Below are 19,536 nucleotides of genomic sequence, written 5' to 3' on the forward strand. Positions count from 1 at the left end.
GGGTATCCTGAACCAACGCGCCCGGCTTGGAGCCATAGGGATTTATGCGGCGGTGTCAGCGACGCGGCAAGCCATGCCGCGTTTCATCAGGGGGCCAGGCGCTGAACGCGGGCGCGGGGTGATCCAGGCAGGGATCCGGCCCCCAGCCCCGGACAACATGTCCAGCCTATGAAAAGCAGGCCCCCGTAGCCTGGCCTTGACAAAGGTTTGGTATCAAATCAATATAGTATGGTATCAAATGAAAGGCGTCGTTCATGACATCGCGTCGTAATGTTCTGAAGTTGATCGGGGGCGGCGTCGTATTGGCGGCGGTGGCCGGCGGCGGCGTCATTGGCATGAGCGGCCCCTCCGAGGCCGCGCGCGAACCCTGGCGCAAGGCCGGCAAGGACACCGAGTTCCGTCGCCGCGCGCTGTCCTATGCCTTGCTTGCACCCAACCCGCACAACCGCCAGCCTTGGCTCGTCAGGCTCGAAGGGCAGGACGCCCTTACGCTCTACTGCGATCTCCAGCGCCGCCTGCCGGCCACCGACCCCTTCGACCGCCAGATCACCATCGGTTGCGGCGCCTTCCTCGAACTGCTGGTCCTGGCCGCCGCACAGGACGGCTATGATGCGACGGTCACGCCCTTCCCGGACGGCGAGGACATGAAGACGCTCGACCAGCGGCCCGTTGCGCACGTGTCCTTCAGGAAGGGCGGCGGCAGTCCCGACCCGCTGTTTGCGCAAGTCCTCGCCCGGCGCTCGAACAAGGAAGTCTATGAACCCCGGGACGTTCCGGCCCCTGCGCTGCAGCAGATGGCCGAGGCCGGACGCCTGTTCGGCGCGTCCTCGGAGACCATCGGCAACACCAATCTGGCCGAGCGCCTGCGTGACCTGACGTGGCGCGGACACCAGAAAGAGGTGACAACGCCGGCGACCAACCAGGAATCAGTAGATCTGATGCGGATTGGTGCAGCCGAAGTGTCGGCCAATCCGGACGGCATCGAGCTGGAGGGGCCGATCTTCGAGGCCGGGCGGCTGCTGGGTTTCATGACGCGGGAGACCCTTGCGGATCCGAAGTCGACGGCCTTCCAGCAGGGACTGGAGCTCTATGGCTCCATGGCTTTGTCCGCGCGCGCCTTTGGCTGGATCACGAACGAGAACCGGTCACGGACTGACCAGATCAACGCCGGTCGCGCCTATGTCCGGATCAATCTGAAGGCTACCAGCCTTGGGCTCGGCGTCCATCCGTGGAGCCAGTCGCTGCAGGAATATGCCGAGATGAAGGACCTGTACCGCGAGGTCCATGACCTGATGGCCGGTGGCAAGCGCATCCAGATGCTCTATCGTATCGGCTATGGCCCCAAGGTTGGGCCGACACCTCGACGCGGACTGGAAGCGCATCTTGCCTGAGCCTGCGGAGCCCGATTCCGGCCAGCCCTCGCATGAGCAACTGCTGTTCCGCCTGCTCACCGAAATCGGCATCATCAACCAATTGGCGGAAACGGCCTTTGAACGCGTGCTGCCGCATGGCCTGACACGCGCGCAATTCACGGTCCTGAACCACAGCGTGCGCATGGGTGACAACAGGACGCCGGCCCAGCTTGCCGCCGTCCTTCAGGTCACCCGCGGTACGATGACCAGCACACTGGCAAGGCTAGAGGAGAAGGGCTTCATCCGGCTTGAGCCGGATGCCGTCGATGGCCGTTCGAAGCGGGTGCTGCTCACGCCCAAGGGCAGGGCCGCCCGCGAGGAGTCGATGCGCGCCGCCTTTCCGTTCCTCGAGCAGGCCACGGGCGCTATTCCCAGGGACATGGTGGAGCTCCTGTTGCCGCAGATCGAGCGGGTCCGGGCCTGGCTGGACCAGAACCGGCTGGAATGACGGGGTGGCCGCGGCTATCGGCGTAGCGGGGAATAACGAACATCCGGCACGGTCTTTGACCCAGCGTCACGCGGAGACCATCGGCGGGCAGGCGACCTGGCCTTCCTTGAAGCTCTGAAGCGCCGGTCAGGCTAGGCGTTCAGTCCCACCAGGCAGGGGTGCAGGCCGAAGCGGGCATTGAGTGCACTGTCACCGTTATCCCCGTTATCCCGAGAGTCATCCCGATGCTTGCCAGCGTTGCGGATCGGCGACATCCTTGCCGCTCAGAAACCATCCTCAAAGGCGAGCGGAGCCCATCATGGACGCACCCCGGAGGCTGCCGGCCATCAGGACGATACGCCTTTCGGCGCCTTTCGGCTGGCTGGCCGAAGGCTGGGGGGACCTGATGAAAGCGCCAGTGCCGCTGTTGGTTTACGGTCTGGGCGTCGCGGCCGCGAGTTTTGCACTTTGTTACGGCGTCTATGCCACCAATGGCGCATTCTGGGTCCTCGCCCTGACCGCCGGGTTCGTCATCGTCGCCCCGATCCTGGCCATGGGTCCCTATGAAGCCGGCCGACGGATCGAACTGGGAGAGCGCCCCGCCCTGATGCAGATTCTTTTCGTCCGGTCGGCCTTTCGCCAGGACGTCGCCTATCTCAGCCTGCTTCTGGTGCTGATCTATTTCCTCTGGGGTCGGGTCGCCCAGATCGTCTACGGCCTGTCGACCTATCAGAGCCACCCCACCGTGGACGCTCTGGTGGCCTTTGCCCTGGGCTCCAGTGACGGGCGGGTCATGCTGCTGACCGGAACCTTGACCGGCGGAGCTCTGGCCTTCGTGACCTACGCCCTGATGGTCGTCTCCGCGCCGATGCTGCTCAACCCCCAGGCCAGCGTTTTCGAGGCGGTGGCGACCAGCGTGCGCGCCGTCAACGCCAACTTCTTCCCGCTGCTGCTCTGGGCGGGGATCATCGCCGCCCTCCTTCTACTCTCCGCCGCGACGGGATTTCTCGCCCTGGTCTTCGTCTTTCCCTGGCTGGGCCTCGCCAGTTGGCGCGCCTACCGCAGCCTTGTGGATGACAACTGACGGCCCGTTGGTGCTGTCAGCTATATACGCCGTCTGTACTGGACGTTGGGGCTGGACACGGTTCGGTGAGATTACGGTAGAGATTACGGGGACAATGCACGAACTGACGTCGAGCCAAGCGCGAGCCTGGGGCTGAATCGGGCTGTCGTGAATTCAGTTCACTGTCCCCGTAGTCTCTACCGTAATCCCATGTTGCTTCCTCGACCCTCATCTCCTGGCGTGTGAAGATGAAGCCCCCGCGCTCCCCAAGACGGTCGCGACCGCTAGCAGGTGACGGCCAGGGACATCAGCAACAGGCCGCCGTGCTGTCCGTGGGTGTCGAAAACGGCAGGTCAGTCCCGCAGCCCTTGAAGATGCCGAGGTGCCGATCGAAGTCGCCGAAATACTCGAAATTCGAGCCGAACCGGCTCTCCTGCAGAATACGCCAGGTGTTGCCGCAGACCGGTGTGATGCGCCCCACTTCGAAGGTGTGGTGCCTGTCGAGGACGAAGGTTTTTTCAAAGCCGCTGATCCCGCCCCGATAACGAACGGCTTGGCCATAGTCCTCGCAGGCGGTTTCCAGACTATCGAGTTTGAACAGGCGCCAGGTGGCGGAGAAAAAGCGGATGGGCGCCACCGCCAGCTCCACCAGTGGATCACCAACGATGAGGGGGCGATCGGCGACGAGGCGAGGGTCACCAAAGCCGGCGGCCTTGGCCTGGCGCAGGAAGTCGCCCCAGTAGAGCGCGCCACCAAGGCATTCCCCATGCAGCACGGGGTCGCGCCGAAGCGCATCCGGGACGCGCCGGTCGGCGTAGACGTCTGAAAAATACAGCTCGCCGCCGGGCTTGAGGAGGTCATAGACGGCGCCAAAGACGGCGGCCTTGTCCTCGACCAGGTTAATGACGCAGTTGGACACGATGACATCGAAGGATGCCGGCTCCAGGTCCAGTTCGCCGAGATGGGCAATGTCCCCGCCGATGAAATGCACGTTTGACCGGTCATATCCGAAGCGGTCGCGATGCCAGTCGAGGTGGGAGCGCGCCAGCTCCAGCTGCTCGGGCGTTCCATCGACGCCCACAATCTGACCCGTCGGACCAATCAGCTGGGCCAGGACATAGCAGTCCTGACCCGAGCCGGATCCAAGGTCGAGGATCCGAGCGCCCTCGATCGCCGGAGGCGCGACCAGCCCGCAGCCGTAGTAACGCGCCCTTACATCGTCATGGACATTGGCCAAAGCGCGCCGAACGGCCGGCGGGGGCGCGTCAGTTGTGCAGCAGGCGTCGGTTCGAAGGTCTCCGGACCCCTTGAGCACCTTGCCGTAGTAGTCTTGCGCGTTCGTGAGGCTAGCGTCGTCCAACTCATGCTCCTAGCGTTGAAGTCGTTTTTAGGAGAGTTCGGTTTGAAGGGGCAATCGGTTACAGCCGCGATTGAGTTGGAACAGGGCGCGGAACCAGATGCCCCGCTGGGGCGACCTCAGGGGCGCTGGCAGTCCAAGGTCAACTCGCCTCTGGTTGGGCGCAATGCTCCCAACCTCGACCGGGCCCTACCCTTGACCGCGCGCCACTTGGCCAGGCCGGCTGAGCGTCGTTCGCGGCAGAGGTCTGTGCCGCTGAGCTGGCGGTCCTGGTTGCGTTGCGGAGCTTGGCATCGCGGCCGGCGCCGCTGCGAGCTCTGCGCGGGCCTCAGCGAACATGTCATCGTATTCAGCCCACCGTTTCACGAGCCGCTCTTGGCCTCTGCAAAGTCAGTGGTCCCGAGAGTTTTGACGTCAACCTCGCGTCCGAAGTGCGCCTTTAAATCCTTCGGGATGACGCGGCGTATTGCGTATGACGCACCACGCCGAACAGTGCCCATTGGCATCCGTTGCTCCGTATCAAGTGTAACGGACACAGATCGCTTCGGCATTGTAAGTCATTGATTTTCCGGCGTTCCCTTTCCATGCTGGAAATTGAGGGAATTTTGGGGGTGCGTTGCGGCGCTGTCAGTCCAACGCCAAGGGCATCCGCGCGCTGGACTCGCTGGGCGTAAAGGTCAGCAAATCCAAGGGCTGCCCGCCGGAATAGGGCAAGGCTGGCTTGCGAGGTTTGGCAAACGGCCGAGCCTCCAATAGAGATGCTGACGGGGTCTGGATGTTTGCAGGTCCGAGGGGCGCGCATGGGTTTCTTCAGCAGGCTGGCATGGGTTGCGCTTCTGGGGGGGCTTTCGCTTCCCGCACACGCTGCTGACGATATGCAACGGCTCAAGACCCGGGCCGCCGGGGTCGAGATCACCCGCGATACCTGGGGCATCGCCCATGTTCACGGCAAGACCGACGCAGACGCCGTGTTCGGCATGATCTATGCCCAGGCAGAAGACGACTTCAATCGCATCGAAACCAACTACATCACCGCGCTGGGCCGAACGGCAGAGGCCGACGGTGAAAAGGCCATCTGGAGCGACCTGCGCCAGCGGCTGTTCATCGATCCTGTGCGGTTGAAAGCCGACTATGCGGCTAGCCCCGCGTGGCTGAAGGCCCTGATGAACGGCTGGGCCGACGGGCTGAACTTCTACCTCGCCACCCATCCCGAGGTAAAACCCAGGACCATCAGCCGATTTGAGCCGTGGATGGCCCTCAGCTTTTCGGAAGGCAGCATCGGCGGCGACATCGAGCGGGTCTCGCTCAGCCAGCTGGAAGCCTTCTATGGCAAGCGTGAGGTGGTGCTGAGCGTCGACGAAGCCGGTCTGACCTTTCGCGAACCTACCGGCTCGAACGGCATCGCCATCGCACCGGGCAATACCCTGGCCGGGAATGCTCTGCTGCTGATCAATCCGCACACCTCGTTTTTCTTCCGCTCCGAACAGCAGGTCAGCAGTGATCAGGGCCTGAACGCCTATGGCGCTACGACCTGGGGCCAGTTCTTCATTTACCAGGGCTTCAATGCCAAGGCCGGCTGGATGCATACTTCCAGCGGTGTCGACGTTGTCGACGAGTTTGCCGAAACCCTGGTCGAGAAGGACGGCAAGCGTTTCTACCAGTATGGCAAGGCGCTACGTCCGGTCACCAGCGAGGTCATCGTCGTGCCCTACAAGGCCGCAGACGGCTCGAAATCTGAGCGGCGGTTCACGGTCTATCGCACTCACCACGGCCCGATAGTCCGCGAGGCCGGCGGCAAGTGGATCAGCGTCGCCCTGATGAACAAGCCGGTGGCAGCCCTGAAACAGTCGTTCCTCCGCACCAAGGCCACGGATTTTGCGGCCTTCATGGACGTCGCGAACCTGAAGGCCAACTCGTCGAACAATACGCTGTTCGCCGACTCCAAGGGCACGATCGCCTATCTCCATCCGCAGTTCATCCCCCGCCGAGACGACCGCTTCGACTACACCCAGCCCGTCGACGGGGCTGATCCCGCCACGGACTGGAAGGGCCTGCATGGGCTGGACGAGGTGCCGCAAGTCGTGAACCCCTCGACCGGCTGGGCGATGAACACCAATAACTGGCCCTATTCGGCGGCGGGCCCCGACAGCCCCCGGCAAGCCGCCTTCCCACGCTATATGGACACTTTCGGCGAGAACCCGCGCGGCCTTCATGCCATCCGGGTGCTCGAGGGCCGCAAGGACTTCACACTGCCCGGCCTGATCGGCGCCGCCTATGACCCCTATCTGACCGCCTTCGCGCGGCTGATCCCGTCACTGACAGCAGCCTATGACGCCGCAACGGCCGATGACCCGCTGAAAGCCAAGCTGGCCGAACCGATCGCCCTCTTGAAGGCCTGGGACTTCAAATGGTCAGCCAAGTCCGAGGCTACCTCGCTGGCGGTCTTCTGGGGCGAGGCACTTTGGACAACGGCGGCGCCCGCGGCCAAGCTCAAGGGCGGCAATGTCTATGATTACATGGCGGAGCTGGCGACGCCGGACGAGAAGCTGAAGGCCCTGGTCGAGGCGTCTGATCGCCTGACCGCCGATTTCGGCTCCTGGCGCACGCCCTGGGGCCAGATCAATCGCTTCCAGCGCCTGACCGGTGACATCGTCCAACCGTTTGACGATGCAGGTCCCAGTCTTCCCGTACCCTTCACCTCGGCTCAATGGGGCTCACTGGCCTCTTTCGGCGCCAAGCGCTGGCCGGGGACCAAGAAGTACTACGGCGCCTCCGGCAACAGCTTCGTAGCTGTGGTCGAGTTCGGCGAAAGGGTGCGCGCCCGCGCGGTCTCCGCCGGTGGCGAAAGCGGCGACCCGGCCTCGCCGCACTTCAACGACCAGGCACTGCTCTACAGCCTCGGTAACCTGAGAGACGTGTACTTCTATCCGGAAGACCTGAAGGGCCACATTGAGCGAACCTATCGGCCCGGCCAGTAGACTGATTGACGTGATGGCGTGGACGACCTCAGGCGAGAGAAGCAGCAGCCGTCACTATCCAGAACATCGCGCCTTACCCCTGCTCGCTTGGCCGACATGACCGGTTGGCTGAAGTGCGGCGCAATAAAATATCGGGAGACGATCCTGGACAGCTTCGAGCGCGCACCCGAAGGGCTGATCGGCCTCTTCGAAGGCCAGAACGCCGGCAAGATGCTTATCCACGTCGCCGACTGACCCGGCGCGCCGCCCCTATGTCCCATCCCGATCCCGCATTGGAAACCCAAATGAGCCAACCCATCCCGACCGTCGGACTGCAGCTGCGCTCCCTCCTGAAAGCGAGCGGCGAACTCGAACTGTCGCTCGCCCAAGTCGAAGTCCCCGCACCAGGCCCAGACGAAGTTGTGGTTCGCATCGAAGGCGCGCCGATCAACCCTTCGGATCTCGGCCTACTCCTTGGCCCCGCAGACCTTTCCACCGCCAAGGCCAGCGGCACGGCGGACCGTCCGGTTCTGACCGCCACCGTTCCGCCTCAGTTCCTGAAGGCCATGACCGCGCGTCTCGATGACTCCCTGCCTGTCGGCAACGAGGGCGCGGGCGTGGTCGTGGCGGCCGGCGCCGAAGCCCAGGAGCTGCTGGGCCAAACCGTGGCGATCTTCGGCGGGGCGACATATGCCCAGTACCGCACTGTGAAGGCCTCTGACTGTCTGCGGCTGCCTGAGGGAACGACCGCAGCCGAGGGCGCCTCATGCTTCGTCAATCCGCTCACGTCGTTGGGTATGGTCGAGACCATGCGCCGCGAAGGTCATACGGCGCTTGTCCACACCGCCGCCGCATCCAACCTCGGCCAGATGCTGAACAAGGTCTGCCTGGCCGATGGCGTCGCGCTGGTGAACATCGTCAGGAGCCCGGAGCAGGCTGCGATCCTGCGGGAAATCGGCGCCGCCCACATCGTCGACTCGACTTCGCCGAACTTTACGGAGGCGCTTACCGAGGCGTTGGTGACGACCGGCGCGACCCTGGCCTTCGACGCCATCGGCGGCGGCAAGCTGGTCGGCCAGATTTTGACGGCCATGGAGGTTGCGGCCAACAAGACGGCCAAGAGCTACAGCCGCTATGGCTCGACGGTCCACAAGCAAGCTTACATCTATGGTGGTCTGGACACCTCACCGACGACGCTCAATCGGGGCTTTGGGATGTCCTGGGGGGTCGGCGGTTGGCTGTTGATGCCCTTCCTGATGAAGATCGGGCCCGAAGCCAGCCAAGCCCTGCGCGAGCGGGTGGCCCGCGAGCTGAAGACGACCTTCGCCAGTCACTACACCGCGGAAATCTCGCTCGCCGAGGCGCTCCGTCCCGAGGTCATCGCCGCCTACAGCCGTCGCGCCACGGGCGAGAAGTTCCTGATCAACCCCAATAAGGCCGCCGGCTAGAGCGCGTCGTCCGACGCCTTCAGTGCGATGGCGGAGATCTTGATGCGGTATCTGGTTCCGTCGCTGGCCCCGGTGGGCGGGGAGGACGCGGCGTTTATTCAAGGCCAGGTGATCCACGCCAACGGAGGCGCCTACGTCTCGGCTTGGGCCGGCCGCGCCTTGCCTGGTGATAATTTGGAAAATTGGGGATTGAGACGTGAACAGGATCGAAGCGCTGGCCCAGCTGACCGGCGAGGGGCTACCCTATGAGCTGGTGGAGATCGAGGCGCTGGGGCGGCGCGTGCGGACCTTCAAGAATGCGCCGGCCAACCTGCGGGCCCTGTTCGAGGCTGGGCGCAGCGACCTGCCGTTCATCGTCTACGAGGACGAGCGCTTGACCTTTGAGGAGGCCTGGCAGGCGTCCCGGAAGCTCGCTGCGGTGATGGCTCGCGACTATGGCGTGGGGAAGGGCGACCGGGTCGCTATTTCCATGCGCAACTATCCGGAATGGATCCTCGGTTTTATGGCAGCTACCTCCATCGGGGCGATCGCGGTGGCGATGAACGCGCTGTGGCAGCCGCACGAGATGGAGTACGGGCTGAAGGACTCAGGGGCCAAGCTGCTGCTGGCCGACCAGGAGCGGCTGGACCGGCTGGCCGCCTGCGAGAATGCGCCTACGGGGTTGGCGGTGATCGCAGTGCGGGCGACCAAGGCCCTGGCGCCGGGCGTGCGCGGCTATGACGAGGTAATGGCCGGGGCGGGCGACGCCGCCCCGCCCGAGCGCCAGATCGGGCCCGACGACGACGCCATCATGCTCTACACCTCCGGCTCGACGGGCCATCCCAAAGGGGCGGTCTCGACGCACCGCAACATCCTGTCGGCGCTGTTCTCCTGGGAGCTGGACGCTCAGGCCGGGATGCTGGCGGGCTTCGCGCCCATTGTGGGCGGGTCGCAGCCGGCGGCGCTGCTGGCCATCCCGCTGTTCCACGTCTCGGGCCTGCACGTCAGCCTGCTGCAGTGCTTCCGCGCGCAGCGCAGGCTGGTCTGCATGTACAAATGGGATCCGGCCCAGGCCGTCGAGATCATCGAGCGCGAGACGATCACCGGCTTCAACGGGCCGCCGGCGGTGACCGGCGACCTGGTGGAGATCGCCCGGCGCGAGGGCCGCGACCTGAGCTCGCTGATCGCTGTGGGCGGGGGCGGGGCCTCGCGCGCCCCGGAGCAGGTCCGCGCCATCGACAAGGCCTTCCCCAACGCCGCGCCCAACACCGGCTGGGGCATGACCGAAACCAACGCCATCGGCACCAGCATCGCCGGCGCGGACTACCTGGCCCACCCGGCCAGTTCGGGGCGGGTGTCGGGCGTGCTGGACATCCGCATCGTCGACGAGGACGGGGTGGCCCAGCCGCCCGGGACGCGGGGTGAGCTGCAGATCCGCGGCGCTTCGATCATGCGCGGTTACTGGAACCGGCCCGAGGCCAACGCCGAGACCTTCGTGGACGGCTGGATGCGCACCGGGGACGTGGCCTACGTGGACGACGAGGGCTTTGTCTACATCGTCGACCGTATCAAGGATCTGGTGATCCGCGGCGGCGAGAACATCGGCTGCGGCGCGGTGGAGGCCGCCCTGCTGGAACACCCCGAGATCCTCGAAGCGAGCGTCTACGGCGTACCGGACGAACGCCTGGGAGAAGAGGTCGGCGCGGCGCTCTACACGCGTGCCGATCTGGAGGAGTCTGCCTTGAGGTCATTTCTCGAGCCCCGCCTCGCGCGGTTCGAGATTCCTCGGTACTTCTACTTCTCCGACGCTCCGTTGCCGCGCATCGCGTCGGGAAAGATTTTCAAGCGTCAGCTTCGGGACGAAGCGGCGCAACGCCAAGCGGCCGCCGCGGCGACCACCCAATCCGCCCTCTCCGACATCGTCGCAGGTTCATAATGCTGACAGTTCATCATCTAGGCGTTTCACAGTCGGAACGCATCGTCTGGCTCTGCGAGGAGCTGGGGATCGACTACGTGCTTAAGCACTATGATCGGGTTCCACCGGGCCGGGGTCCAGCGCCGCCGGAGTACAAGGCGCTGCATCCGCTGGGCACCGCGCCGATCATCACGGACGGCGATGTGGTCCTGCCCGAGTCTGGCGCGATCATGGAGTACATCATCGGCAGGTACGGCGCTGGCCGGCTGGCAGTGGCCCCGGACGCCCCGAACTTCGCCGACTACCTGTTCTGGTTCCACTTCGCCAACGCCTCGATGCTGCCCAGCCAGACCGGCGCGCCGCGGGACGGCGGCGAGGAAAGCCCGCGCGCCCAGTTCATGCGGGCGCGTTCCGAGCGCGCCTGGACGCTGGTAGAGGCGCGGCTCGGCGCCTCGGCCTATTTCGCTGGAGACGAGTTGACGGCGGCCGACATCATCATGGTCTTCAACCTGACCACCATGCGCGTCTTCTTTCCGCGCGATCTGTCGCCCTATCCCAACATTCTGTCCTATCTCAAAAATCATAGGCGAGCGGCCGGGCTATCGCAGAGCGATGCAGAAGGGCGACCCGCAGATGGCGTCCCTCCTGAACTGATCCACCCCGCGGCCGTTGAGCCGCAGGCGTGATCGCGCACCACCCTTTTCGTTGACAATCTCCGGGACCAGTCATGCAATCCGACGACGTGATCCCCGGCAGGCTTGTCAGGTTAGTATTGGTGGCCAAACGACGGCGCTATGAGCCGGGGTTTAGGCTGCGCAAGCGGCCCAGGCGGCATGGGCCTCGCCGCCAGACCCTTCGCCAGTTTCGCGGAGAAGCCATGCGTGTCTGGAGTGAAGCCGTGGCCGCATAGAGATTATCTCTTGCGATTTGAGCTTGGCCAGCCAGGTTAACCTGACAACGCTCGGGGCCTGGCCCCGCCGCCGCTTCTTTTCTGAATAAGAGATCGTGTCATGTTGTCTCGCCTATCCATGCGGGGGTCGCGGTTCGTCGATTCCGATGGCCGCCACGTCCTGTTGCGTGGGGTGAACCTCGGCGGTGACTGCAAGGTGCCGGTCTCGCCGGACGGCCACACCTGGCGTCCGACCGAGTTCAGCGACCATCGTACGGTCAGCTTTGTGGGGCGGCCCTTTCCGCTTGAAGAGGCGGATGCCCACCTGGCCCGGATCGCTGGTTGGGGCTTCAACTGCCTGCGGCTGCTCACGACCTGGGAGGCGATCGAGCATGCCGGTCCAGGCGACTACGACGACGCCTATCTCGACTACTTCGCTGCCGTCTGCGCCAGGGCGGGCGCCCATGGCCTGTATGTCTTCATTGACTTCCACCAGGACGTCTGGAGCCGGATGAGCGGTGGCGACGGCGCGCCGGGCTGGACCTTCGAGGCCGTCGGACTGGACTTCACAAAATTCCACGCCGCCGACGCAGCTCACGTCATGCAGTACCGCTATGACCCGGCTGTCGGCGGTCTCCAGGATGCCTATCCGCAGATGAGCTGGGCCTCCAACTACCGGATGCCCGCCAATGGCTTCATGTGGACGCTCTTCTTCGGCGGTGAGGCGTTTGCGCCTGACTTCCGGATCGAAGGGGTCAACGCCGGGCGCTGGCTCCGGGATCGCTACCTCGGATCGATGCGTGCGGTCGCCGAACGGGTGGCCGATCTGGACCATGTGATAGGCTTCGACACACTCAACGAGCCAGGGTCGGGCTGGATTGGTCGGACGCTTGACGATCCGGGCCGCACCCTCTCGGGTCTGGCGTGGACACCGCTCGCCGGTCTCGCCGCCGCCTCGGGTCATGCCCGGACTTTGCCTGTCCACAGCTTCGGCCAGGGCGAGACGGGCCGGCGCGAGATCAATCCAAACGGGGTCTCGATCTGGCTGCCGAGCCACGAGGACCCGTTTCGACAGGCGGGCGTGTGGGACATCGACGACGCGGGGCAACCTGTCGCGCTAAAACCCGACCATTTCGCAGCCTTGGACGGCCGTCAGATCAGCGCCGAGAAGGATTTCATGGCCCCCTTCTTCCGGGAGGTGGCGGCGACTGTCCGGGGCGTTCGGGACGACTGGTTGCTATTCGCAGAGGTCGATCCCTTCGCCGCTCTGACCGGGGCCCATGGGTTTCCGGACGGGCTGCCGGAGCGCACGGTCAACGCCAGCCACTGGTATGATCTCGCCGCCCTGGTCACCAAGCGCTTCGACCCAGAGCGGTCCGTCAATCCGCTAACGGGCGAACCGCTAATAGGGCGACAGGCGATTGAGGACGCTTATGTAAGCCAGCTGTCGCGGCTGAGGGCCCTCGGTGACGCTATTCCGGGCGGCGCGCCAACCCTGATCGGCGAGTTCGGTCTGCCCTTCGATCTGAACCAGGGCGGCGCATACGCCCGCTGGGCGGCCGGGGAGCACAGCGAGGCCATCTGGGAAACCCACGTCGAAGCGCTGTCGCTCATGTACAATGCGATGGATCGGCTACTGCTCAGCTCGACACAGTGGAACTACACCGTGTCCAACCGTAATGATGTGGCGATCGGCGACGGTTGGAACCAGGAGGACCTCTCCATCTGGTCATCCGACCAGGTCACAGGCGCCCACGACGGAGGCCGGGGCGTGGCGGGCTTCCGTCGGCCCTATGTGCGCCGGGCCCAGGGCGAGTTGCTGAGCCAACGCTTCAATGCCGTCGAGGGCTGGTTCTCGTTCGAACTCCGGATCGACCCCGCCGTGTTTGGACCGACGGAGGTCTTCCTGCCGCGTGACGTTTTCGGGCCTCGACCCGTCGTTACCATCGCGGGAGAAGAAGACGCCCAATGCGTCCATGGGAATCAGACGGTCACTCTGGGCTTTGGGCCCAACCCAGTGTTGCGGACCATTTCGGTCGACATCTCCAGAAGCAAAAGTCCGGATTTTCAAGATGGCAATCTGGCTGTGTTGAAACCGTTAGGCCGCTGATTGATCGACGGCGGAGAGCACTTTGTGCTGCATGTCGCCTTTTCGGTAGTGGACCTTGGGTCCGCTGTTGGCACAGAGATGGGTGGCGGGCTCTTCCCCGGCCGCTAGAACGGCTTTTGCAGAATCTAGCCCCGTTCCTGGACGAACGGGGCTAGGTGAGTGCCCCACCTGCGAGAGACTCCCATGCCCGCCTTCACCATCGTCACCACCAGCGCGACCCACGGCAGCGATGCGGTCGAGGTGAGCACACTCAGCGATGATTTCACCAACGACAGCGAAGCCTTGGGCTATTCGCGCCGCATGGCCGAAGAAATGGTGGGCATGGCCCACCAGCTGGACCTGGACTTCGATTTTAGCACGGTGGGCCTCTACGACGGCGACCTGATCGACGAGGACATCGATCAGTCCCACACCGCTTTCCTTGGGGCCTGGGTCATGGACGAAGAGGGCGTGTCCTTCGTCGGAGCCGATGAACTGCGCGCTGGCGAAACTGGCCCCGAAGCCACCTAGCAGCTCTGGTAGCGGCCAGAACTTGCACCGGCATTAGCGCCTAGACTAGGCCGCCGCTCAGGAGGGGGCAGATGGCCGCCGGGCGGATGCTGGCGATCGGCCCGGTCGATACGTTGAGCTTAGGCATCGCTGAGCTGCAGCCCGCTGATGGCGTTGCTCGCCACCACCGGCTAGGCTTCTCGGATGGTTCAGATCAGCGGTCCTTCGTGGTGGGCCAGAGCTGAGCGCGCCGCGCGCTCGCTGAAGGCGACAAGCCGGGGCGCTAGCAAGGCGCGCCACTCGGTCTATGTGATTTTGCTCCACGATGCTCGCAAGGGCGATCCATGGGGGGTCTACGTCGGCCAGACTTCGCGCGACCCCGACCTGCGCTTTGATCAGCACAAGAACGGCTACAAGGCCAGCGGCGCGGCCAAACGGTTTGGCGTGCGGCTGGTCCCCGACCTGACCGAGCACCTCAATCCCATGCGACAGTGGGAGTCCTTGGAGCTTGAGGCAGCCCTCGCCGACGCGTTTAGAGCTGCCGGCGTGCCTTGGGTGGAAGGTGGGCACTAAGCCCTTGGGCGGTGCCGTGAATGTCTACTTTCTGGAGCGACCTCAACGTCAGCTTATGATGCTTCTCAGACTTTTCGACGTCAGCACGGCTACATGCCGCAGAACCGATTTGTTAGTGCCCGCCGGGTTCCGAGGTCGCACGCAGCAAAATCAGAACCGAGTCGCAGCGGGCTGATTTCGCCAACAGTCATCCCCATATGTTCGACATGGTAAGGCCGTCCCAATCCCTCGAGCTGCACACCTCCCTATTACTGCGAGCGCGGTCATGAGGCCGAAGCCTGACCCCATAGGGCCTGGCCAGGAGAGTGTCTGGGGCTTTCCGCGTCCTGCGGTCGCTGAAGCGACCACGGCCCATATCTTGATCACCCATGCTGGCGCGATCGTGGCCGATACCCGCGCTGCCGTTCGCACGCTGGAGACCAGCCATCCTCCGAGCTACTACATCCCGGTCATCGACATTCCGGCGGGACGCCTACGCCAGGCAGGCGGAGGTTCGTTTTGCGAATGGAAAGGGCAGGCCGTTTACTGGGACGTGGTGATCGACGAGCTCGTCCTGCCGCGCGTAGGCTGGAGCTATCCCAGGCCCACGCCACTGTTCGAGAGCCTGAAGGATCACATTGCCTTTTACGCTGAGCCCTTTGACCGCTGCAGCGTCGATGGTGAGATTGTTGTCGCTCAGGCCGGAGGTTTTTACGGCGGCTGGATCACGTCGCGTTTTGCAGGGCCGTTCAAGGGCGGTCCCGGCACCTTGGGTTGGTGACGCGTAAAGCGTATCAGCCACCGTCTGATTGTTTGAACGTATCGCCGATTTTGGTGGCGTCACGGCCGTCGGGCCAAGCGAGATTGAACCTCGCGCTCGGCGTTTGCCTCGACGGCCTCGCCAGGCGTCGCCTTCCCGCCTGTGGTCCGCGTGGAGGAAGAAATCAGGGGCAGGTCAGCCGGCACCGGTACCCTCGGTGTTCGGCTTGGGTTGAATGGCGTTGAACTTGCTGCGCTCCGAAAAATGGCTTCCTGACTCTCAAACGGCAGCACAATCCTTCTATGGGGCCAGCCACTGGCCTTGCCAGTTGCTTTCACGGTCAAACCGAGCCCGTCTGTGGTGAGCACCAAGGTGCAGTGCGTCGATTGCCGACACGCGCAGCTGCAGGACGGCAAAGGCCGTCGGATCGGCTGTCTTCACATAGTCGAGGCTGTCAGCAATGGACCGGCCCGGTGGCGGCGTTACACCATAGCTAGAGCGCGTCGTATCGGTGAGCCGCGACCAGGTCTCAGAGACTGACGTGCCGGTCATGATTGTCAGGTCGGCTTCGATTCTGGTTTGGAGGTGGGCTGACGGGTCCCAAACATGCAGGGCTGCGAAAGGGGACGCGCGCAGTTCCTCGACCTTCGCTGATCGCAGGTCTGTGTGTATCTCAAGCGTGCCTGCTCTCGGATCGACACTGCGAAGCACGACCGTTCGCGCACGCGGTCTGCCATCTGTGGTGACGGTCGCCAAAGTCGGATGCCGCGACGGCGCATGACGATCGCCGATGCCGCGCACAAGGCGCACCCAAACCTGCTCATAGAGCGCAGCGAGGTCAGAGGCCCAATCATGTACCTCTCGCTTCATTTATAGATGGCCCTGCGGTCACTGAAACGTCTGACCCGCTTGCGCCAAGCGCGGTAGCTTCCGGCCTTCAGGCGCGTTCGCATGAGCGTTTGAACCTCTTCAGGGCCTAAACCATGCAGTTCGCGTATCGCGTCAAAACTCACGTGATCGCTGAGCGCCATCTCGATGATCTCGCTGTCTGCTGATGGATCGAGGGCGGGCATCGCTCTTTCGGTTCAAACCTGAAGGTCGCCCCGGGGGAGCCGCCCGAGTCCTACTACAGGCAACAGTGTTGGTCTTGCCCAAGATTGCTGGCACGTGACGGCCTCGCTGAAGGGCCGCTGACTAGTGTGCAATCTCTATTCGATGACGGCGGGCCAAGCGGCCATCGTCGCCCTGGTCAAGGCCATGCAAGCCCGCTCCGCCCGAGCCGAGGCTGCACCCCGCTGCCAGGCTGGACAGGGTCGGGGTCAGCTGGTCGCGCAGGACCAGGTCTCGGATAGCCGTCGTCAGAGGTCCAGGGTCAGCTGAGGGTCAGGCCCCGGCGCGGATCGGGACGAGGCGGCGGGTTTTCGGCGGCCGCCCCGCATCGGAATGCCGGCCTTGCGGCTGCCGTGCCTAGCGACGATGTCCCGCGCCTGATCCCCATGGGCCGGACCCTGGCGGACCGCATGGACCGCCTCCCGAGCGGCCCGGGCGGCAGCGGCATTGTCGACCAGCGGCGGCGGATAGCCGAGGCGGGCGGCGCCCGGCCAGGCCCAGGGCTCATGCAGGAAGCCGCCCGGTACATCCGACAGCTCTGGCAGATAAGCCCGCACGAACCGGCCATCGGGGTCCTGGTCCAGACCCTGCTTTACCGGGTTATAGATCCGCATGGTGTTGATCCCGGTCGTACCCGACTGCATCTGGACCTGCGACCAGTGGATGCCAGGCTCATAGTCTACGAACTTGCGCGCCAGATGCAGGCCGGTCTCCCGCCAAGGCAGCCACAGGTGATAGCTGGCAAAGGACATCAGCATGGCGCGCATGCGGAAATTGATCCAGCCATGCTGGTTCAGGGCCCGCATGCAGGCATCGACGAAGGGAAAGCCGGTGCGTCCCTCGCTCCAGGCCGCAAGACGGTCCGGATCGGCCACCTGCGGGCGCAGGCCGTCATAGGCCGGATGCAGGTTTTCGAACTCGATGCGCGGTTCGTCCTCCAGCTTCTGCATGAAGTGGCAATGCCAGTGCTGGCGGCCGATGAAGGAGACCAAGGAGGCGCGCCAGCGGCTGGCGTCCGGATCGCCGGAGGCGTTCAGGTCGCGCATCCGGGCGGCGCTGGCCTGGGCGACCTCACGCATAGAGATCGTTCCCCAGGTCAGATGCGGCGAAAGTCGGGAACTGGCGTCGAAGGCCGTCACCGGGCTGGACATCTGGAAGCGGTAGTCGCGGCCGCGGGCGTTGAGGAAACTGTCCAGGATCGTCAGGGCCGCCGCCCGGCCGCCGGTCTGCCGATGCGGGCAGGGGTCGGGCGCCAGTCCCAGCGCGGCGGAGTCCGGCAGGCGATCCCCCTGGAGGTCCTCCAGCCGGGTCAGGGCCGTTGGCGGCGGAGTCAGGGGCTGGGCCATGTCCTGGTCCCAGGCCCTGGCCCAGCCATTGCGAGATTTCAGGCGGCGGATCACGCCGAACTGTCGTGGTTCATGCCAGGGCACTCCCGCGCGTCTGGCCCAGGCCGCCACATCGAGGTCGCGGGCATAGGTCCAGCCATTGCCGGTCTCTTCATGGCTCCACAGGGCGGCGATGCCTCGCCGGTCATGCAGCTCCGCCAGGACCTGGGCGGCCTCGCCAGTCCGGACGCAGAGGGGCTGGCCGAGGGTTGTCAGGGCCTGGTCCAGCTCCTTCAGGCACTCCGCCGCAAAGTCCCACTGCCTAGCTGAGGCATCTGGCTGGGCCCATAGACCAGGCTCTACGATATAGAGGGGCAGGACCGGCCCGGCCCGGACCGCCAGGGTCAGCGGCCGGTGATCGACAACCCGCAGGTCGCGCTTGAACCAGACGACTTGTAGCGGCCCGGTCACGAGACCCCCAACTCGCCCAGTACTGCCGGGATCCGGTCCTTGAAGGCGAAGAAGCCCTTCGTGGCCAATGGCCAGAAAGCGTCGTCCCAGTCCCGACGCACCTGGACCAGCGTGATGCCGGCCAAGGCCAACTCTGGCGCCAGCCGCGCCAAGGCCTGGGCCGTTGGCCCCACGGGCGCGAAGGCCGTCACGATTCTGCTGACCCCGGCATCCCCCGCCGCTGTCGCCAGCTCCGACGCCGCCAGCCTGCCCACGCGGTTGACCGGGCCGCCAAAATGCCTGGCGGCGCGGGTGGCGGTGTCGCCAGCAGCAGCATCAGTGAACCGCCGGCCCGCCTCGCCCCAGGCCAGCTCGGGATCAGCAGCCACAACCGCGCCCTGAACCGCCGATCGGACAGGCAGCAGGGATTCTGGATGCAGGTCGTCCGGCGTGACCAGCAGCAGGAAGGGCTGGCGCAGGTCGGTCCGCTGCCGGGGCGCCAGAGGCAGTGCGGGACCAACCGGAGGCTCGGTCAGGGCAACGGCTGTCTGTGCCAAGCCTTTGGGGGCAAACCGGCCCTCGGTGTAGCGCTCGATATTGGAGGCGGTCGCAAGGTAGGTTTTGCCCGGCGTCTGGAGGCCCGCGACCCAGCGCCAGGACAGCGTGTTGCTGGCGGCGTCGGCATCGACCAGGTGACGAAGGAAGAAATCGGCGCCGAGGGCCCACGGCAGGCCAAGCGTGAAGATCCAGATCGAGGCGAACCACATCCGCGCGTGGTTATGCAGATAGCCGGTCTGAACCAGCTCGCACGCCCAATCATCGAACCCCTCGATCCCGGTCGCGCCGCGCTCGGCGTCGGCCAGGGCCCGGCTATCCGCAAGGTCGATGAGGCTGCGCTCGCGGGTCTCCAAAAACCGGGTCCAGACGGACGGGCGAAGCTCCAGCCAACCCTTCCAGTAGGTTCGCCAAAGCACTTCTTGGACGTACTTCCCGGCGGCCTCGAGCCCATGGAGCGCCAGGACCGCCTCGACGATCTCCTGCTCGGTAATCAGCCGACGGCTCGTATAGGGCGACAACCGCGAGACGGCACCCGGCTGGTCCCGCCCCAGATCGGTATTCCGCCCGATATCGTAGGCGCGCCCGGCCCGCGGCGCAAAGCCAGCCAGTCGGTCGAGGGCCGCTTGGCGGGTCGGCGGAAAGCTGGTCTCGGCTAGTCGGTCAGGGGTCAGTGTCATCGGGCAGCGCACTCGGTTGGGCGCGGGCGCCACTAACATTCGGTATAGGGCACGGGGC

The 19,536-nt window shown here is 64.9% G+C and carries 18 protein-coding genes; 12 read left to right on the forward strand and 6 right to left on the reverse strand.

Annotation, left to right across the window (positions count from 1 at the left end):
• The first annotated feature begins 254 nt into the window (after positions 1 to 254).
• From ACN2C8_RS04330 to ACN2C8_RS04340, 3 genes are all read left to right on the forward strand, one after another.
• Complete coding sequence (locus tag ACN2C8_RS04330) at positions 255 to 1,391, forward strand: Acg family FMN-binding oxidoreductase (protein WP_419254608.1); 1,137 nt, start codon at positions 255 to 257, stop codon at positions 1,389 to 1,391.
• Positions 1,384 to 1,860, forward strand: coding sequence for a MarR family winged helix-turn-helix transcriptional regulator (locus ACN2C8_RS04335; RefSeq protein ID WP_419254609.1), 477 nt, complete (start codon positions 1,384 to 1,386; stop codon positions 1,858 to 1,860). Before ACN2C8_RS04330 ends, ACN2C8_RS04335 begins: the two co-directional genes overlap by 8 nt.
• Before the next feature lie 385 nt (positions 1,861 to 2,245).
• Complete coding sequence (locus ACN2C8_RS04340) at positions 2,246 to 2,923, forward strand: DUF2189 domain-containing protein (RefSeq protein ID WP_419254610.1); 678 nt, start codon at positions 2,246 to 2,248, stop codon at positions 2,921 to 2,923.
• A gap of 286 nt (positions 2,924 to 3,209) precedes the next feature.
• Here ACN2C8_RS04340 and ACN2C8_RS04345 read toward each other — a convergent pair whose 3' ends face one another.
• Together ACN2C8_RS04345 and ACN2C8_RS04350 are read right to left on the reverse strand one after the other, a co-directional pair.
• Positions 3,210 to 4,262 carry a methyltransferase domain-containing protein gene (locus tag ACN2C8_RS04345; RefSeq protein ID WP_419254611.1) on the reverse strand — a complete coding sequence of 351 codons (1,053 nt, stop codon included), beginning with the start codon at positions 4,260 to 4,262 and terminating at the stop codon, positions 3,210 to 3,212.
• Positions 4,263 to 4,621: 359 nt separating this feature from the next.
• Positions 4,622 to 4,810, reverse strand: a complete 189-nt coding sequence (locus ACN2C8_RS04350; protein WP_419254612.1) for a DUF6538 domain-containing protein — start codon at positions 4,808 to 4,810, stop codon at positions 4,622 to 4,624.
• Positions 4,811 to 5,134: 324 nt separating this feature from the next.
• Here ACN2C8_RS04350 and ACN2C8_RS04355 point away from each other — a divergent pair, with 324 nt between their 5' ends.
• The 9 genes from ACN2C8_RS04355 to ACN2C8_RS04395 all read left to right on the forward strand — a co-directional run bounded on the left by ACN2C8_RS04355 (position 5,135) and on the right by ACN2C8_RS04395 (position 15,379).
• Positions 5,135 to 7,237, forward strand: a complete 2,103-nt coding sequence (locus ACN2C8_RS04355; protein WP_419254613.1) for a penicillin acylase family protein — start codon at positions 5,135 to 5,137, stop codon at positions 7,235 to 7,237.
• A gap of 96 nt (positions 7,238 to 7,333) precedes the next feature.
• Entirely contained in the window at positions 7,334 to 7,471 is a 138-nt protein-coding gene (locus ACN2C8_RS04360) for a hypothetical protein (protein ID WP_419254614.1), read from the forward strand.
• A 50-nt stretch (positions 7,472 to 7,521) separates the two neighbouring features.
• The gene (locus ACN2C8_RS04365) at positions 7,522 to 8,664 is read left to right on the forward strand and encodes a zinc-binding dehydrogenase (RefSeq protein ID WP_419254615.1); all 1,143 of its coding nucleotides are present in this window, start codon (positions 7,522 to 7,524) and stop codon (positions 8,662 to 8,664) included.
• 196 nt (positions 8,665 to 8,860) lie between these two features.
• Complete coding sequence (locus ACN2C8_RS04370; protein WP_419254616.1) at positions 8,861 to 10,579, forward strand: class I adenylate-forming enzyme family protein; 1,719 nt, start codon at positions 8,861 to 8,863, stop codon at positions 10,577 to 10,579.
• Positions 10,579 to 11,244: a glutathione S-transferase family protein gene (locus tag ACN2C8_RS04375; RefSeq protein ID WP_419254617.1), complete on the forward strand. Its 666-nt coding sequence runs from the start codon at positions 10,579 to 10,581 to the stop codon at positions 11,242 to 11,244. The genes ACN2C8_RS04370 and ACN2C8_RS04375 overlap by 1 nt, the downstream gene beginning before the upstream one ends.
• A gap of 324 nt (positions 11,245 to 11,568) precedes the next feature.
• Positions 11,569 to 13,557 (forward strand): cellulase family glycosylhydrolase, encoded by a 1,989-nt coding sequence (locus tag ACN2C8_RS04380; protein ID WP_419254618.1) that lies wholly within the window; start codon positions 11,569 to 11,571, stop codon positions 13,555 to 13,557.
• Positions 13,558 to 13,740: 183 nt separating this feature from the next.
• Entirely contained in the window at positions 13,741 to 14,067 is a 327-nt protein-coding gene (locus ACN2C8_RS04385) for a hypothetical protein (protein ID WP_419254619.1), read from the forward strand.
• 183 nt (positions 14,068 to 14,250) lie between these two features.
• Positions 14,251 to 14,619: a hypothetical protein gene (locus ACN2C8_RS04390; RefSeq protein WP_419254620.1), complete on the forward strand. Its 369-nt coding sequence runs from the start codon at positions 14,251 to 14,253 to the stop codon at positions 14,617 to 14,619.
• 358 nt (positions 14,620 to 14,977) lie between these two features.
• A complete protein-coding gene (locus ACN2C8_RS04395) occupies positions 14,978 to 15,379 on the forward strand; it encodes a DUF427 domain-containing protein (protein WP_419254621.1) in 402 nt (133 codons plus the stop codon).
• Positions 15,380 to 15,658: 279 nt separating this feature from the next.
• Here ACN2C8_RS04395 and ACN2C8_RS04400 read toward each other — a convergent pair whose 3' ends face one another.
• The 4 genes from ACN2C8_RS04400 to ACN2C8_RS04415 all read right to left on the reverse strand — a co-directional run bounded on the left by ACN2C8_RS04400 (position 15,659) and on the right by ACN2C8_RS04415 (position 19,478).
• Positions 15,659 to 16,228 (reverse strand): pyridoxamine 5'-phosphate oxidase family protein, encoded by a 570-nt coding sequence (locus ACN2C8_RS04400; protein WP_419254622.1) that lies wholly within the window; start codon positions 16,226 to 16,228, stop codon positions 15,659 to 15,661.
• Complete coding sequence (locus tag ACN2C8_RS04405) at positions 16,225 to 16,431, reverse strand: DUF2805 domain-containing protein (protein WP_419254623.1); 207 nt, start codon at positions 16,429 to 16,431, stop codon at positions 16,225 to 16,227. Before ACN2C8_RS04405 ends, ACN2C8_RS04400 begins: the two co-directional genes overlap by 4 nt.
• A gap of 285 nt (positions 16,432 to 16,716) precedes the next feature.
• On the reverse strand, positions 16,717 to 18,264 hold the full coding sequence (locus ACN2C8_RS04410; protein WP_419254624.1) for an FAD-binding domain-containing protein: 1,548 nt from the start codon (positions 18,262 to 18,264) through the stop codon (positions 16,717 to 16,719).
• On the reverse strand, positions 18,261 to 19,478 hold the full coding sequence (locus ACN2C8_RS04415; RefSeq protein ID WP_419254625.1) for an FAD-binding domain-containing protein: 1,218 nt from the start codon (positions 19,476 to 19,478) through the stop codon (positions 18,261 to 18,263). The genes ACN2C8_RS04410 and ACN2C8_RS04415 overlap by 4 nt, the downstream gene beginning before the upstream one ends.
• Positions 19,479 to 19,536: the final 58 nt, after the last annotated feature.

The sequence above is a fragment of the Caulobacter sp. ErkDOM-C genome, assembly GCF_048541825.1.
In the GTDB taxonomy this organism is placed as follows: Bacteria; Pseudomonadota; Alphaproteobacteria; order Caulobacterales; family Caulobacteraceae; genus Caulobacter.

Bases quoted from the DNA above. Each gene is read 5' to 3' on its own strand.
- ACN2C8_RS04415 (WP_419254625.1), bottom strand. From the start codon at position 19,478: ATGACACTGACCCCTGACCGACTAGCCGAGACCAGCTTTCCGCCGACC.
- ACN2C8_RS04360 (WP_419254614.1), top strand. From the start codon at position 7,334: ATGACCGGTTGGCTGAAGTGCGGCGCAATAAAATATCGGGAGACGATC.
- ACN2C8_RS04340 (WP_419254610.1), top strand. From the start codon at position 2,246: ATGAAAGCGCCAGTGCCGCTGTTGGTTTACGGTCTGGGCGTCGCGGCC.
- ACN2C8_RS04390 (WP_419254620.1), top strand. From the start codon at position 14,251: ATGGTTCAGATCAGCGGTCCTTCGTGGTGGGCCAGAGCTGAGCGCGCC.
- ACN2C8_RS04405 (WP_419254623.1), bottom strand. From the start codon at position 16,431: ATGCCCGCCCTCGATCCATCAGCAGACAGCGAGATCATCGAGATGGCG.
- ACN2C8_RS04350 (WP_419254612.1), bottom strand. From the start codon at position 4,810: ATGCCGAAGCGATCTGTGTCCGTTACACTTGATACGGAGCAACGGATG.
- ACN2C8_RS04330 (WP_419254608.1), top strand. From the start codon at position 255: ATGACATCGCGTCGTAATGTTCTGAAGTTGATCGGGGGCGGCGTCGTA.
- ACN2C8_RS04355 (WP_419254613.1), top strand. From the start codon at position 5,135: ATGCAACGGCTCAAGACCCGGGCCGCCGGGGTCGAGATCACCCGCGAT.
- ACN2C8_RS04400 (WP_419254622.1), bottom strand. From the start codon at position 16,228: ATGAAGCGAGAGGTACATGATTGGGCCTCTGACCTCGCTGCGCTCTAT.
- ACN2C8_RS04375 (WP_419254617.1), top strand. From the start codon at position 10,579: ATGCTGACAGTTCATCATCTAGGCGTTTCACAGTCGGAACGCATCGTC.
- ACN2C8_RS04380 (WP_419254618.1), top strand. From the start codon at position 11,569: ATGTTGTCTCGCCTATCCATGCGGGGGTCGCGGTTCGTCGATTCCGAT.
- ACN2C8_RS04365 (WP_419254615.1), top strand. From the start codon at position 7,522: ATGAGCCAACCCATCCCGACCGTCGGACTGCAGCTGCGCTCCCTCCTG.
- ACN2C8_RS04385 (WP_419254619.1), top strand. From the start codon at position 13,741: ATGCCCGCCTTCACCATCGTCACCACCAGCGCGACCCACGGCAGCGAT.